Source organism: Streptomyces sp. NBC_00727 (assembly GCF_045161745.1).
Taxonomy (GTDB): domain Bacteria; phylum Actinomycetota; class Actinomycetes; order Streptomycetales; family Streptomycetaceae; genus Streptomyces.
The window spans coordinates 5762600-5777772 of sequence record NZ_CP108981.1 but is presented as its reverse complement, the minus strand read 5'-3'; the positions used below and the strand labels follow the sequence as shown (position 1 = coordinate 5777772).

Sequence of the window (15173 nt, the reverse complement as noted above, 5' to 3'; positions counted from 1 at the left end):
CGCGCGGCCCCCCGGATTCTTTAGTCCAGAGTCAAAAGACGTTACCAGTCTCGTCGTTGATGCCTCGGGGGCGTCGGGGAAGACTGGTGAGCGCTGCCCTCGACCGGGGGTGCGCGTAAGTAGGCAGGCCCGGCTGCCGTTCCAGGAGGTACCGTGCCTGTCGGATATCTGATCCCCGTGCTCATCGTCGCGATCGGCACATGGTGTGCGCTGAGACCGGTGCCGTTCGAGCACCCGCTGGGCCGCCCCGGTTACGTCTTCGGCCTGGCCGCCAACGAGCTGCCGTTCGCCGCCTTCTTCTGGATGCTGCTGGTCCCCACCGCGGTGGCCTTCGCCCAGGACGACGTGATGGGCTCGCCGGGCGCCTGGGTGATCGTCGGGCTGGCCACCCTGACCGTGCCCGGGCTCGCGGTGATCGCCCACCGCGCATGGGGCGAGCGGGACCGGATCGAGCGGGCGATGACCGAGGGTCTTGGCGAGGGGTGGCGCGATTCCATCGACGCGGACCTCGCCGAGGGGCTGCGGAACCGGCCCCCGTGGTTCCGTGTCCTGTTCGTGCCGATCGTCAAGCGCCGGGGAGACGTGCGGCGCGTGGCGAACCTGTCGTACGGGGACGCGGGGCGCCGCAACCTGCTCGACGTGTACCACCACCGGGCCCGCCCGCAGGGTGCGCCCGTGCTGATCCACATGCACGGCGGGGGCTACACCGGCGGCCACAAGAACAGCCAGTCGTTGCCGCTCCTGTACCGGCTGGCGAGCCGGGGCTGGGTGACCATCAGCGCCAACTACCGGCTGAAGCCGCAGGTCCGGCACCCCGAGCACATGATCGACCTGAAGCGGGTGATCGCCTGGGCTCGGGAGCACGCCCACGAGTACGGGGCCGACCCGTCGACCCTGTTCGTGGCGGGCAGTTCGGCGGGCGGCCACATGGGCTCGGTCGCCGCGCTGACGCCCAACGACCCCGCGTTCCAGCCCGGTTTCGAGGACGCCGACACCTCGGTCACCGGGCTCGTCGTCCTGAACGGCTTCCTGGGCGCGTACTGGGACCAGGGCCCCGAGTCCTCCCCGCTGGGCCATGCCCGGCCGGACGCGCCGCCCATGCTGATCGTCCACGGCGACCTGGACCCGCTGGTGCCGGCCGCCGGCATCCGCGAGGTGGCCGACGGGCTGCGGACCGCCTCCGCGAACCCGGTCGTCCACGCCGAGTTGCGGGGCGGTCACCACGCCTTCGACCTGTACCACTCGCTCCGGTTCGACGCGGTGGTGGACGCGGTCGAGGCGTTCACCGCCTGGGTCAGATCGCGGGAGCGCTAAGGCCCGTCGTTTGGACCACCGCCTCGTACGGCCGGTCCGTGTCGGCGGTGACCCGGAGCGTGCCGCCCTCGCGGACCACCTCGTACGTGGCGGCGGGGTCGCCCGTGAGGCCGGGGACGGTCACCGTGCGGTGGAGGTCTCCGGTGCCCTCGGGGGCGTACACGCGCAGCTGGAGGTTGTCCGTCCAGTCGGCGTCGGGCCGGGAGGTGTCCGCGCCGAGCGGGAGGACCGCGCCGGGGCGGACCAGCAGCGGGAGGCTGTCGAAGCCGTAGGTGTCCCGGTGCCAGGCCGGGCCGGTGACGGTCTCGCCGGTGAGCAGATGGGTCCAGGTGCCCTCGGGGACGTAGTACTCCACCTCGCCGTCCTCGCTGAAGACCGGGGCGACCAGCAGGTCGGGGCCGAGCATGTACTGCCGGTCGGCGGTGCGGGCGGCCGGATCGTCCGGGAACTCCAGGAGCATCGGGCGCATGACGGGGACGCCGGTGCGGTGGGCCTCGACGGCCGCCCCGTACAGGTAGGGCATCAGGCGGTGCTTCAGCTCCGTGAAGCGCCGGGTGACCTCGACCGCCTCGTCGCCGAACTCCCACGGCACGCGGTAGGACGAGGAGCCGTGCAGCCGGCTGTGCGAGGAGAGCAGGCCGAAGGCGAGCCAGCGCTTGAAGACCGCCGGGTCCGGGGTGCCCTCGAAGCCGCCGATGTCATGGCTCCAGAAGCCGAAGCCGGACAGGCTCAGTGAGAGGCCGCCGCGCAGGGACTCCGCCATCGCCTCGAAGGAGGACCAGCAGTCGCCGCCCCAGTGCACGGGGAACTGCTGGCCGCCGGCCGTGGCGGAGCGGGCGAAGAGGACGGCCTCGCCCTGGCCGCGCTCCTTCTCCAGGAGTTCGAAGACGGCCTTGTTGTACAGGTGCGTGTAGTAGTTGTGCATGCGCTCCGGGTCGGAGCCGTCGTGCCAGACGACGTCCGTGGGGATGCGCTCGCCGAAGTCCGTCTTGAAGCCGTCGACGCCCTGCCCGAGGAGCGTGCGCAGCTTGCCCTGGAACCAGGCGGTGGCCTCGGGGTTGGTGAAGTCCACCAGCGCCATGCCGGCCTGCCACTTGTCCCACTGCCAGACGTCGCCGTCGGGGGTGCGGACGAAGTAGCCCCTGGCCGCGCCCTCCGCGTACAGGGGGCTCTTCTGCGCGATGTACGGGTTGATCCAGACGCAGATCCGCAGGCCCTTGTCCTTGAGCCGGGCGAGCATGCCCTCCGGGTCGGGGAAGACGGCCGGGTCCCACTCGAAGTCGCACCACTGGTACTCGCGCATCCAGAAGCAGTCGAAGTGGAAGACGGAGAGCGGGATGCCGCGCTCGGCCATGCCGTCCACGAACGAGGTGACGGTCGCCTCGTCGTAGGAGGTGGTGAACGAGGTGGTGAGCCAGAGCCCGAAGGACCAGGCCGGGGGCAGGGCCGGGCGGCCGGTGAGCGCGGTGTAGCGGGACAGGACGTCCTTGGGGGTGGGCCCGGCGACGACGAAGTACTCCAGCGTCTGGTCCTCGACGCTGAACTGCACCTGGCCGACCGCCTCGGACCCGACCTCGAAGGACACCTTGCCGGGGTGGTTGACGAAGACGCCGTACCCGCGCGAGGAGAGGTAGAACGGGACGTTCTTGTACGCCTGCTCGCTGCTGGTCCCCCCGTCCGCCTGCCACATGTCGACCACCTGGCCGTTCTTGACGTACGGGGTGAACCGCTCGCCGAGTCCGTGGATCGTCTCGCCGACGCCCAGTGCGAGCTGGGCGAACACGTGGTGGGCGCCGTCGCCGGTGGTGGCGAAGGCGGTCCCCTTGCGTCCGGCGGCGGTCAGGAGCCGGCCGTCCGCGTCCAGGAACTCCAGGCCGAAGCCTTCGGCGGTGGGGACGCGGAGGGTGAGCGGCCCGCTGGTCAGCTCGGCGGCGGCGCCGTCCTCGCGGGTGGCGGCGGAGGCGTCGCCGGTGGCGCCGGGCAGGGCGAAGTCGGGTCCCGGGCGGCGTTTGCCCGCCAGGTGGGTGACGCGGACCCCGATGACGCCTTCGGCGGGGGCGTACGCCTCCACGGTGATCAGGGGCGCGTTCAGCGTGTCCCCGCGGCGCGTCACGCGCTGGACGGCGGCGTACGCGGTGAGGCCGCCGTCGTCGAGGCGGAGGTCGCGGAGTTCGGTGGCGTACGAGGCGTGGACACCGTCTCGCATCTGCCAGAAGCCGTCGGTGAACTTCATGGGGGGGTCCGTTCCTGTGGGTACTGATTTTGATCGTACACAAAACAAATATTTTTCGAAGCGCTTCGACTCGCCGACCGGAACCTTTGCATCCGCCAGGAGACCGGCCCCCAGACCCCCTGCGACCGGGCACGTTGCCCCTGTGTGACGTGCACGTCACCAGGACGGTCTAGAAAACGGGCGAGCACATGACGTATTAGTACTGGCAGCAAACAAATCGGTCGGACGGCAGCGCAGCCGCCCGGGCCCTTGCCGACAAGAGGCAGCTGAATGTCGAACCGCTTCACCCCACGGGTCGCCGTCCCGCTCACAGTGGTCTCCGCGCTGATCGGCGGTGCGGTCCTGTCGGGCTGCGGCCAGCAGCGGGACCCGGACGTCTACACCGTTCTGAACTCCTCGACCGACGAGTCGTACCACCGCTGGGACGCCCAGACGCTGGCCCGGTGCAGCAAGCAGCTGGGGGTGACCATCGAGCAGCAGAGCGTCCCGGCCTCCCAGGTGATGACGAAGGCCCTGCGGATGGCGTCCTCGAAGTCGCTGCCGGACGTGCTCCAGCTGGACGCCTCCGAGATGCCGACGTTCGCCGAGGCCGGCGGGCTGATCCCGCTGAAGGACCTGGGCCTGACCACGAAGGACATCCCCGAGGGGATCGTGAACTTCGGCTCGTACGAGGGCACGTACTACGGGGCCGCCCGCACGGTGAACACGCTGGCGCTCTTCTACAACAAGGACACCCTCGACAAGGCCGGCCTGAAGGTCCCCACCACCTGGGCCGAGATGCGCGAGACCGCGAAGGAGCTCACGCACGGCAGGCAGTACGGTCTGGCGCTCAGCGCGGGCGGCGCGGAGGACGGCGTCTTCCAGTTCACGCCCTTCATGTGGTCCAACGGCGGCGACGAGACGAAGCTCGACAGCCCCGAGGTGGCCGGGGCGCTGGACTACTGGAAGAGCCTCCTCAAGGACGGCTCGCTGTCCAAGTCGACGGTCAACTGGACCCAGGCCGACGTCAACGACCAGTTCATGGCGGGCAACGCGGCCATGATGATCAACGGCCCCTGGCAGGTGGAGACCCTGAACTCCAGGAAGGGGCTGAACTGGGGCATCGCCGAGATCCCGGTCCCGAAGGCCGGCGACGACTCGGTGGGCCCGCTGGGCGGCGGCGTACTCACCGTGCCCAACACCGGCGACGAGGAGCGGGAGAAGATGTCCGCGAAGATCATCGGCTGCATGTCCGGCGAGCAGGAGCAGATCACCTACGCGCTGAACAGCTGGATGGTCCCGGCCAACGCGAAGGCCGCCGCCGAGTGGCGTACGCAGGTGCCGGAGCTGGACGCCCTGGCCGACCAGGTCGCCACGGCCCGCTCCCGTACCGCCAAGCTCGGCGCCCGGTGGTCGTCCGTGTCCCTCGCGCTGCAGAGCGCGTTCCAGTCCGCCCTGACCGGCGAGTCGAGCGAGGCCGCCCTCACCCGCGCCCAGAAGCGCGCGACGAGCGGGAACTGAGGTAACGAACCATGTCGACCACCACCGTCGCCGCGACGCCTGTGACGAAGAAGACCGCGAAGCCGCCGAACCCGGCCCGTGTCCGGCGCCGCAGGCGGCTCGCCCAGTGGGGCTTCATCGCCCCCGCCGTGATCTTCATGGCGCTGTTCTTCGGCTATCCGCTCGTCCGCAACATCGTGATGAGCTTCCAGGACTACTCGCCGTCCACGTTCTTCACGGGCGACTCCCCGTTCAACGGAACGGACAACTGGAGCAAGGTCTTCAACGACGAGCTCTTCGGCAAGGCCCTGTGGCACACGATCCTGTTCACCATCGGCTCGCTGATCGGGCAGTTCTGCATCGGCCTGGGCCTGGCGGTCTTCTTCACCCGCCGCTTCCCGCTCAACGGCGTGCTGCGGTCGCTGATCCTGCTGCCGTGGCTGGTGCCGATGGTCGTCTCGGGTGTCGTCTGGCGGCGCATCCTCGACCAGGACACCGGCGTCCTCAACTCCTTCCTCGGCACGATCGGCCTCGGCGGCGACACCCCGTGGCTGACCAGCACCAGCATGGCGCTGATCTCGGTGATCCTGGTGAACATCTGGATCGGCATCCCGTTCAACATGGTGATCCTCTACGGCGGCCTCCAGGAGGTCCCCAAGGAGCTGTACGAGGCCGCCTCGCTGGACGGTGCCTCCGCCTGGCGGACGTTCCGCTCGATCACGCTGCCGATGCTGCGGCCGGTGATCACCGTGGTGCTGGTGCTCGGCTTCATGTCGACGGTCAAGATCCTCGACCTGATCCTGGCCCTCACCGACGGCGGACCCGCCGACTCCACCCAGACCCTCGGCACCCTCACGTACCAGAACTCCTTCGTCCAGCTGGACTTCGGCGCCGGTGCCGTGGTCGGCAACATCCTGATCCTGATCTCCGCCGTCTTCGCGGTGTTCTACCTGCGGGCCAACCGCAACGAGGGGAAGTGACCGGCATGGCGAGCACCGTGCGTACCCCCGCCGCCCCCACGCCCACCACGGGCCGGCCGAAGCGGCGCTGGGGCGCCATGCTCATCGGCGTCCTGGTGCTGTGCGTGATGCTGTTCCCGCTGTACTGGATGGTGAACACCGCGCTCCAGCCCGAGTCCGGGCTGCTGGAGGTCGACCCCGTCCCGCACGGCCTGGACCTGTCGGGCTTCCGCTCGGCCCTCGCCGACCAGGGCGGCAACCTGCTGACCTCGCTGGCCGTGGCGCTCGGCGCGGTCGTCATCTGCCTGGCGATCTCGGCGCCCGCCGCGTACGGACTCGCGCAGTTCAAGCTGCGCGGTACGAAGACGATCGTCTTCGGCACGCTGATCACCCAGATGGTGCCGGGCATCGTCATCGCCAACGCCCTGTACAGCGCGTACGTGGACCTCGGCCTGGTCAACTCGTACGCCGGTCTGATGCTGGCCGACGCCTCGCTCGGCATCCCCTTCGCGATCGTCCTGATGCGGTCGTTCATGGTCGCCATCCCGCGCGAGGTCATCGAGGCCGCCGAGGTCGACGGGGCCGGCCGCTTCCGGACGTTCGTCCAGGTCGTGCTGCCGATGAGCCGGAACTCGCTGATCACGGCCGGGCTGTTCTCGTTCCTGTACGCGTGGAGCGACTTCATGTTCGCGCTGACGCTGAACACCACGGACGACGTCAAGCCGATCACGCTGGGCATCTATCAGTACATCGGCGCCCACGTCGGCGACTGGGGCTCGGTGATGGCCGCTTCCGTGCTGTCCGCGGTGCCGGCGGCGGTCCTGCTCGTCCTCTCCCAGAAGTACATCGCCGCCGGGATCACCGGTGGCTCGGTCAAGTAGGGGTTATGCATGAGTGAGTTCCCGGTCTTCCCGCCCGGTTTCGTCTTCGGCGCGGCCACGGCCTCGTACCAGATCGAGGGTGCCGCGCGGGAGGACGGACGCGGTCCGTCCATCTGGGACACGTACAGCCACACGCCCGGGAAGACGGACGGCGGCGACACGGGCGACGTGGCCTGCGACCACTACCACCGGTACCGCGAGGACGTGGCGCTGCTGCGGGAGCTGGGCGTCGGTTCGTACCGCTTCTCGATCGCCTGGTCGCGCATCCTGCCCGAGGGCTCCGGCGCGGTGAACCCGAAGGGGCTGGACTTCTACTCCCGGCTCGTGGACGAGCTCCTGGAGGCGGGCATCGAGCCGGCCGCCACGCTCTACCACTGGGACCTGCCGCAGGCGCTGGAGGACCGGGGCGGCTGGCGGGTACGGGAGACCGCCGAGCGGTTCGGCGAGTACACGGCGGTCGTGGCCGAGCACCTGGCCGACCGGGTGCCGCGCTGGATCACCCTCAACGAGCCGTGGTGCAGCGCCTTCCTCGGCTACTCCGTGGGCCGGCACGCGCCGGGCGCGAAGGAGGGGCGCGGTGCCCTGGCCGCCGCTCACCACCTGCTCGTCGGCCACGGCCTGGCGATGAAGGCGCTGCGGGCCGCGGGGGTCCGGGAGGCGGGCATCACGCTCAACCTGGACCGCAATGTGCCGGCCGCCCCGACGGACGCCGACCGGGCCGCGGTCGTCCGCGCGGACACCCAGCACAACCTGGTGTGGACGGAGCCGATCCTCGCGGGCCGCTACCCGGCCACCGAGGAGGACACCTGGGGCGAGCTGATCACCGGGCAGGACTTCCGGCGCGAGGGCGACCTGGACCTGATCTCCCAGCCGCTGGACTTCCTGGGCATCAACTACTACCGCCCCATCGTGGTGGCCGACGCCCCGCACCGCGAGCCCGACCCCGCGCTGCGGGTCGCCACGGACAACCAGTACGCCGAGACGCAGTACCCGGACGTGCGGCGGACGGCGATGGGCTGGCCGGTCGTCCCGGAGTCCTTCACCGATCTGCTGACCGCGCTCAAGGACACCTACGGGGACGCCCTGCCGCCGGTGCACATCACGGAGAACGGCTCGGCGGAGTCCGACACCGTGGAGCCGGACGGAGCGGTGCGGGACGCGGACCGGGTGGAGTACCTCCGTACGCATCTCACGGCGCTCCGGGCGGCGATGGACGCGGGCGTCGATGTCCAGGGCTACTACGTGTGGTCGTTGCTGGACAACTTCGAGTGGGCGCTCGGGTACGCGAAGCGGTTCGGCATCGTCCGGGTCGACTACGACACCCTGGAGCGCACCCCCAAGGACAGCTACCGCTGGTATCAGGCGCTGATCGAGGCACACCGGGCCTGACGGCACGACGAACGCCCTGCCCGCCGCTTCTCGCGGCCGGGCAGGGCGTTCGTCGTACGCGGGGTCAGGTGCGTCGTCGGGCCCACATGGGGCTGACGAAGGCGATGAGCACGGCGGCGACACCGATCTGGAAGATGTGCCGGATCCAGTCGATGCCCCCGGTGTCCCGCACACCGAAGGCGGTGGCGAGGGCGTTGCCGACGAGGGCTCCGACGATACCGAGCAGGACGGTCAGCCACAGGGGGATGGGCTGGCGGCCGGGGACGACCAGCTTGGCCAGCAGGCCGATGATGAGTCCCGCGATGATGGCCCACAGAAATGACACGACAACTCCTCTTCTACCGCTGTCCGACAAGTTTCGGGAAGCTGACTTCCGCTTGCCCGGCATCCGCCGGTGTACGCATGGCCGCCTGAGAAGCGGGCCCGCCCGGGCATCCCGTCAACGTCCGTATACCGGGGCGAAATCGCAGTCCTGGCCTCATTTCGCCAAACCCTTGGACACGTGAGGGACTCGTGAAAGGATCACCCTCAATTCCGTGGCGTGTCCCCGTATCCCGCGGCGCGTCACGCCTCGTCCCACCATCCATGGAGAACACACGTGGCCAAGATCTCTGGCCGTCGGCCCGGACGGGCTGCCACCCGTCTCGCCGCCGCCGCGATAACCGCGGCCCTCGTCGCCACCGGCGCCGCTGCCACCTCGGCCTCCGCCTCCGAGGTCGGCGACGCGCCCCTGTTCGGCCTCCAGGGCCTCAACAGCTCCGGCACCGCCTACACCTACGCGCCGCTCGGTGACGGCACCATCTCGTCGCGCGTCGAGTTCAGCACCGGCATGACGAACCTCAAGTTCGTCGGCCAGGTGGACAACGACGCGGACAACCTCGCGGACGGCCGCTGGCAGCTCGGCACCTCGGGCAACATCTGGTACTACGAGGGCAACTCCCCCGCCAAGAAGATCGGTTACGGCTGGGGCATCTACAACACCCTGGTCTCCGTCGGTCAGTTCGGCGGCGCCGAGGGCGGCGACCTGCTCGCCCGCGACGCCAAGGGCGACCTGTACCTGTACCTGGGCTACGGCGACGGCAGGGTCACCAAGCGTCTGAAGGTCGGCTACGGCTGGGACATCTACACCCAGATCGCGGGCAACGGCGACCTGACCGGCGACGGCAAGGGCGACCTCGTCGCGCGCGACAAGTCCGGCGTGCTGTGGCTCTACAAGGGCACCGGCAACCAGCACGCCCCGTACCAGAAGCGCACCAAGATCGGCAGCGGCTGGAACCAGTACAACGCCCTCTTCGCCGCCGGTGACCTGACCATGGACGGCATCACCGACCTGGTCGCGCGCAACGCCAAGGGCGAGCTGTACCTGTACAAGGGCACGGGCAAGGCGGCCGCCCCGTACAAGGCGAAGGCCATCATCGGCACATCGGGCTGGAACACGTACCGCCTGTTCTTCTGAGCCACTCGGCAGGGCCTGGGCAGTTCCTTCCGGAACATGAGAGGGCCGCACCCCCGTCGCCGGGGATGCGGCCCTCTCGCCGTACCGCCGTTTCCCTTACTTGCGGATCAGGCTGCGGAGCACGTACTGCAGGATGCCGCCGTTGCGGTAGTAGTCCGCCTCACCGGGGGTGTCGATGCGGACGACGCCGTCGAACTCCACACCGGTGTCGGTGGTGACCTTGACCGTGCGGGGGGTCGTGCCGTCGTTCAGCTCGGTGACGCCGGTGACGGAGAAGGTCTCCTCGCCGGTGAGGCCGAGGCTCTCGGCGGTCTGACCCTCCGGGAACTGGAGCGGCAGGACGCCCATGCCGATGAGGTTCGAGCGGTGGATGCGCTCGTAGGACTCGGCGACGACGGCCTTGACGCCGAGGAGCGCGGTGCCCTTGGCCGCCCAGTCGCGGGACGAGCCGGAGCCGTACTCCTTGCCGGCCAGGATGACCAGCGGGGTGCCGGCGGCCTGGTAGTTCTGCGAGGCGTCGTAGATGTACGACACCGGACCGTCCGCCTGGGTGAAGTCGCGGGTGAAGCCGCCCTCGGTGCCCGGCGCGATCTGGTTGCGCAGGCGGATGTTGGCGAACGTGCCGCGGATCATGACCTCGTGGTTGCCTCGGCGCGAGCCGTAGGAGTTGAAGTCACGGCGCTCGATGCCGTGCTCCGTGAGGTACTGGCCGGCCGGGGTGTCGGCCTTGATCGCACCGGCCGGGGAGATGTGGTCGGTGGTGACCGAGTCGCCCAGCTTGGCCAGGACCCGGGCGCCGGTGATGTCCTCGACCGGCGAGGTCTCCATGGTCATGCCCTCGAAGTACGGGGGCTTGCGCACGTAGGTGGACTCGGAGTCCCACTCGAAGGTGTTGCCGGTCGGGATGGACAGCGCCTGCCACTGGGCGTCGCCCGCGAAAACGTCCTGGTAGGACTTGTTGAACATGTCCTCGCCGATGGCGTTCGCCACGACGTCGTTGACCTCGGCCTCGGAGGGCCAGATGTCCGCGAGGTGGACGGGCTTGCCGTCCTGGTCGACGCCGAGGGCGTCCTTGGTGATGTCGACCTTCATCGAACCGGCGATGGCGTACGCGACGACCAGCGGCGGGGACGCCAGGTAGTTCATCTTGACGTCGGGGTTGATCCGGCCCTCGAAGTTGCGGTTGCCGGAGAGCACCGAGGTGACGGCCAGGTCGTGCTCGTTGACCGCCTTGGAGACCTCCTCCGGCAGCGGGCCGGAGTTGCCGATGCACGTGGTGCAGCCGTAGCCGACGAGGTTGAAGCCGACCTTGTCGAGGTACGGGGTCAGGCCCGCCTTGTCGAAGTAGTCGGTGACGACCTTGGAGCCCGGGGCGAGGGTGGTCTTGACCCACGGCTTGCGGGTCAGGCCCTTCTCGACCGCCTTCTTCGCCACGAGCGCCGCGGCGACCATGACGTACGGGTTCGAGGTGTTGGTGCAGGAGGTGATCGCGGCGACGGTGACGGCGCCGTGGTCCAGCTCGTACGTGGAGCCGTCGGGGGCGGTGACCGTGACCGGGTTCGTCGGGCCCGCGGCGCCGATGGCCGGCGAGTCGGAGGCCGGGAAGGACTCCTTGCCCGCCTCGTCGACGCAGTCCACGTAGTTGCGGACGTCCTGGGCGAACTGGGCCTTGGCGTTGGCGAGGACGATGCGGTCCTGCGGGCGCTTCGGACCGGCGATGGAGGGGACGACCGTGGAGAGGTCGAGCTCCAGCTTCTCGGAGAAGTCGGGCTCGGCGGCCGGGTCCAGCCAGAGGCCCTGCTCCTTGGCGTACGCCTCGACCAGGGCGACCTGCTGCTCGTCACGGCCGGTCAGGCGCAGGTACTTCAGCGTCTCGTCGTCGATCGGGAAGATCGCGGCGGTGGAGCCGAACTCCGGCGACATGTTGCCGATGGTGGCGCGGTTGGCGAGCGAGGTGGCGGCGACGCCCTCACCGTAGAACTCGACGAACTTGCCGACGACGCCGTGCTTGCGGAGCATCTCGGTGATGGTCAGCACCAGGTCGGTGGCGGTGGTGCCGGCCGGCAGCTCGCCGGTCAGCTTGAAGCCGACGACGCGCGGGATGAGCATGGAGACCGGCTGGCCGAGCATCGCGGCCTCGGCCTCGATGCCGCCGACGCCCCAGCCCAGCACGCCGAGGCCGTTGACCATGGTGGTGTGCGAGTCGGTGCCGACGAGCGTGTCGGGGTACGCCTGGCCGCCCCGGACCATGACCGTACGCGCCAGGTGCTCGATGTTGACCTGGTGGACGATGCCGGTGCCCGGCGGGACGACCTTGAACTCGTCGAACGCGGTCTGGCCCCAGCGCAGGAACTGGTAGCGCTCCTTGTTGCGGCCGTACTCCAGCTCGACGTTCTGGCCGAAGGCTTCCTTCGTACCGAACTTGTCGGCGATGACGGAGTGGTCGATGACCAGCTCGGCCGGGGCGAGCGGGTTGATCCGCTCCGGGTCGCCGCCGAGCTCCTTGACGGCCTCACGCATGGTCGCGAGGTCCACGACGCAGGGCACACCGGTGAAGTCCTGCATGATCACGCGGGCCGGCGTGAACTGGATCTCCTGGCTGGGCTGGGCCTGGGAGTCCCAGCCGCCGAGCGCGCGGATGTGGTCGGCGGTGATGTTCGCGCCGTCCTCCGTGCGGAGCAGGTTCTCCAGCAGCACCTTCAGGCTGTAAGGGAGGCGCGCGGAGCCCTCGACCTTGTCCAGCTTGAAGATCTCGTACGACTCGTCGCCCACGCGCAGCGTGCTGCGGGCGTCGAAGCTGTTCGCCGACACGACAGTCTCCTTCATCAATGTGCGCGTAACTCCGCGCCGCCTCACCACGGCGGGCGCCGCGTGGTGCCGCCTCGGACCACCGGATCATCCGCTAAGGTAAGGCTTAGTTAGGTAACCCTTACCGCGCAGTGCCCGCTGTGCGCCTTCGGCATATATCTCGATGTCGAGATAACTCTAGTACATGACCGCGGACAGGTCATGTCCGGGCGCCCCGTTCGGGGCGCGTGGCGCCCGTCCGGCGGCGGATCATCTCCTTGGTCTCGTCGGGCAGCGCGTCGGCTTCGGCGAGCAGCGGCAGCAGCCCCGGCTCCAGGGTCGAGGCCCGGAACTGCATCGCGACGGTCACCTCGTGCGCGGGCCGGTGCACGATCTCCAGCGGATCGCCCGAGCGGATCTCGCCGGGCTCGATCACGCGGAGGTACGCGCCGGGCAGGGCCGCCCGGGTGAACCGCTTGATCCAGCCGTCCCGCTCCAGCCAGCCCTGGAAGGTCCCGCACGGTATCCGCGAGCACGAGACCTCCAGGACGACGTCGGGCCCGATCCGCCACCGCTCCCCGATGAGGGCGCCGTTGACGTCCAGCCCCAGGGTGGTCAGGTTCTCGCCGAACACCCCGTCGGCGAGCGGTCCGCCCAGCTCGGCCTCCCAGCCGTCGAGGTCCTCGCGCGCGTAGGCGTACACGGCCTGGTCGGTGCCGCCGTGGTGTTCCACGTCGTAGACGCGGTCACCGGCCAGCCCGACCGCACCGGTGCCCTTCGGTCCGGGTGCGGTCACCGCGACCGGCCCGTCGGCCGGCCGCTTGTCGATGCCGGTCGCGCCCAGCCCCTTCCACGGGTTGGGGCGGGGGCGGCCGATGTTGACGGAGAGCACGCTCGTGCCGGAGGAATCCATGAGGCGGGACCCTACGAGCGACGGGACACGGAAGCGAGGGGGTTTCGGGGCACCGCCTTCACTCCCCTGCCGCGTCCGGCACACCACTCTCACCCGAACGGCACACCCCCACGCGAGTGCAATCTCATATCTGAGATAGCCTTTCGCCATGTCAGATGACTACCTCGTACGTATCGGCAAGCTCATCCGTGACGCCCGTCAGCACCGGGGCTGGACGCAGAGCCAGCTGGCCGAGGCGCTCGGCACCAGTCAGAGCGCCGTGAACCGCATCGAGCGCGGCAATCAAAACATCAGCCTTGAGATGATCGCCCGTATCGGTGAAGCACTCGACAGCGAAATCGTGTCGCTCGGCTACGCCGGTCCCATGCATCTGCGCGTGGTCGGCGGGCGCCGCCTCTCCGGCGCCATCGACGTCAAGACGAGCAAGAACGCCTGTGTGGCGCTGCTGTGCGCGTCGCTGCTCAACAAGGGCCGTACGGTGCTGCGCCGCGTGGCCCGCATCGAGGAGGTCTACCGGCTCCTCGAAGTGCTCAACTCCATCGGTGTGCGCGCCCGCTGGATCAACGACGGCACCGACCTGGAGATCGTGCCGCCGGCCCGGCTGGACATGGACGCGATCGACGCGGACGCCGCCCGCCGCACCCGCTCCATCATCATGTTCCTCGGCCCGCTGCTGCACCGCATGGACGCCTTCAAGCTGCCGTACGCGGGCGGCTGCGACCTCGGTACGCGGACGATCGAGCCGCACATGATCGCGCTGCGCCGCTTCGGCCTGGACATCGCCGCGACCGAGGGCATCTACCACGCCCGCGTCGACCACTCCGTCACGCCCGGCCGCCCCATCGTGCTGACCGAGCGCGGCGACACCGTGACCGAGAACGCACTGCTGGCCGCCGCCCGCCACGACGGCACCACGGTCATCCGCAACGCCTCCTCCAACTACATGGTCCAGGACCTCTGCTTCTTCCTGGAGGCGCTGGGCGTACGCGTCGACGGCGTCGGCACGACGACCCTCACGGTGCACGGCATCCCCGACATCGACGTGGACGTGGACTACTCCCCCTCGGAGGACCCGGTCGAGGCGATGAGCCTGCTCGCCGCCGCCGTCGTCACGGAGTCCGAGCTGACGATCCGCCGGGTGCCCATCGAGTTCCTGGAGATCGAGCTCGCGGTCCTGGAGGAGATGGGCGTCGACTGCGACCGCACCGCGGAGTACGCGGCGGACAACGGCCGCACCCGCCTGGTCGACCTGACGGTCCGCCCCTCCAAACTGGAGGCGCCGATCGACAAGATCCACCCGATGCCCTTCCCGGGCCTCAACATCGACAACGTCCCCTTCTTCGCGGCCATCGCCGCCTCGGCCCACGGCCAGACCCTGATCCACGACTGGGTCTACGACAACCGCGCCATCTACCTCACCGACCTCAACCGCCTCGGCGGCCGCCTCCAGCTCCTGGACCCCCACCGCGTCCTGGTCGAGGGCCCCACCCGCTGGCGCGCGGCGGAGATGATGTGCCCCCCGGCCCTGCGCCCGGCGGTGGTCGTCCTCCTCGCGATGATGGCGGCGGAGGGCACGTCGGTGCTGCGCAACGTGTACGTCATCAACCGCGGCTACGAGGAGCTCGCGGAGCGGCTGAACTCGGTGGGGGCGCAGATCGAGATCTTCCGGGACATCTGAGAGCTCTCAGAAGACGCGACACGAAACCCCTCCTGCCACTGCACAAATGCGAGGCGGGAGGGGGCTCTCGGGCGTCCCTGTAAA

At 69.5% G+C, this 15173-nt stretch carries 11 protein-coding genes; 7 read left to right on the top strand and 4 right to left on the bottom strand.

The annotated features are described in order from the left end of the window. Window positions 1-153 precede the first annotated feature (153 nt). The gene (locus OG242_RS26165) at window positions 154-1314 is read left to right on the top strand and encodes an alpha/beta hydrolase (RefSeq protein WP_405900464.1); all 1161 of its coding nucleotides are present in this window, start codon (window positions 154-156) and stop codon (window positions 1312-1314) included. Here OG242_RS26165 and yicI read toward each other — a convergent pair. Continuing rightward, window positions 1295-3547 (bottom strand): alpha-xylosidase, encoded by a 2253-nt coding sequence (gene yicI / locus OG242_RS26160; RefSeq protein ID WP_405900463.1) that lies wholly within the window; start codon window positions 3545-3547, stop codon window positions 1295-1297. The two genes, OG242_RS26165 and yicI, sit on opposite strands and share 20 nt — an antisense overlap. A 270-nt stretch (window positions 3548-3817) precedes the next feature. On the opposite strand from yicI, the gene OG242_RS26155 reads away from it, so the two are divergent. The 4 genes from OG242_RS26155 to OG242_RS26140 are packed head-to-tail and all read left to right on the top strand — an operon-like array spanning window position 3818 to window position 8255. Then, window positions 3818-5047 (top strand): ABC transporter substrate-binding protein, encoded by a 1230-nt coding sequence (locus tag OG242_RS26155; RefSeq protein WP_405900462.1) that lies wholly within the window; start codon window positions 3818-3820, stop codon window positions 5045-5047. Window positions 5048-5058: 11 nt separating this feature from the next. Continuing rightward, complete coding sequence (locus tag OG242_RS26150) at window positions 5059-6006, top strand: carbohydrate ABC transporter permease (protein WP_405900461.1); 948 nt, start codon at window positions 5059-5061, stop codon at window positions 6004-6006. Between the two features lie 5 nt (window positions 6007-6011). Then, window positions 6012-6866, top strand: a complete 855-nt coding sequence (locus tag OG242_RS26145) for a carbohydrate ABC transporter permease (protein ID WP_405900460.1) — start codon at window positions 6012-6014, stop codon at window positions 6864-6866. Between the two features lie 9 nt (window positions 6867-6875). Beyond that, window positions 6876-8255 carry a GH1 family beta-glucosidase gene (locus OG242_RS26140; protein WP_405900459.1) on the top strand — a complete coding sequence of 460 codons (1380 nt, stop codon included), beginning with the start codon at window positions 6876-6878 and terminating at the stop codon, window positions 8253-8255. A gap of 64 nt (window positions 8256-8319) precedes the next feature. Here OG242_RS26140 and OG242_RS26135 read toward each other — a convergent pair whose 3' ends face one another. Then, window positions 8320-8580: a GlsB/YeaQ/YmgE family stress response membrane protein gene (locus OG242_RS26135; RefSeq protein WP_405900458.1), complete on the bottom strand. Its 261-nt coding sequence runs from the start codon at window positions 8578-8580 to the stop codon at window positions 8320-8322. A gap of 273 nt (window positions 8581-8853) precedes the next feature. Here OG242_RS26135 and OG242_RS26130 point away from each other — a divergent pair, with 273 nt between their 5' ends. Further along, a complete protein-coding gene (locus tag OG242_RS26130) occupies window positions 8854-9711 on the top strand; it encodes an FG-GAP repeat domain-containing protein (RefSeq protein ID WP_405900457.1) in 858 nt (285 codons plus the stop codon). A 96-nt stretch (window positions 9712-9807) separates the two neighbouring features. On the opposite strand, the gene acnA is transcribed toward OG242_RS26130, so the two are convergent. Beyond that, window positions 9808-12522, bottom strand: coding sequence for an aconitate hydratase AcnA (gene acnA / locus OG242_RS26125; RefSeq protein WP_405900456.1), 2715 nt, complete (start codon window positions 12520-12522; stop codon window positions 9808-9810). 196 nt (window positions 12523-12718) lie between these two features. Beyond that, complete coding sequence (locus OG242_RS26120) at window positions 12719-13411, bottom strand: MOSC domain-containing protein (RefSeq protein ID WP_405900455.1); 693 nt, start codon at window positions 13409-13411, stop codon at window positions 12719-12721. Between the two features lie 148 nt (window positions 13412-13559). Here OG242_RS26120 and OG242_RS26115 point away from each other — a divergent pair, with 148 nt between their 5' ends. Next, window positions 13560-15089: a UDP-N-acetylglucosamine 1-carboxyvinyltransferase gene (locus OG242_RS26115; protein ID WP_018523598.1), complete on the top strand. Its 1530-nt coding sequence runs from the start codon at window positions 13560-13562 to the stop codon at window positions 15087-15089. Window positions 15090-15173: the final 84 nt, after the last annotated feature.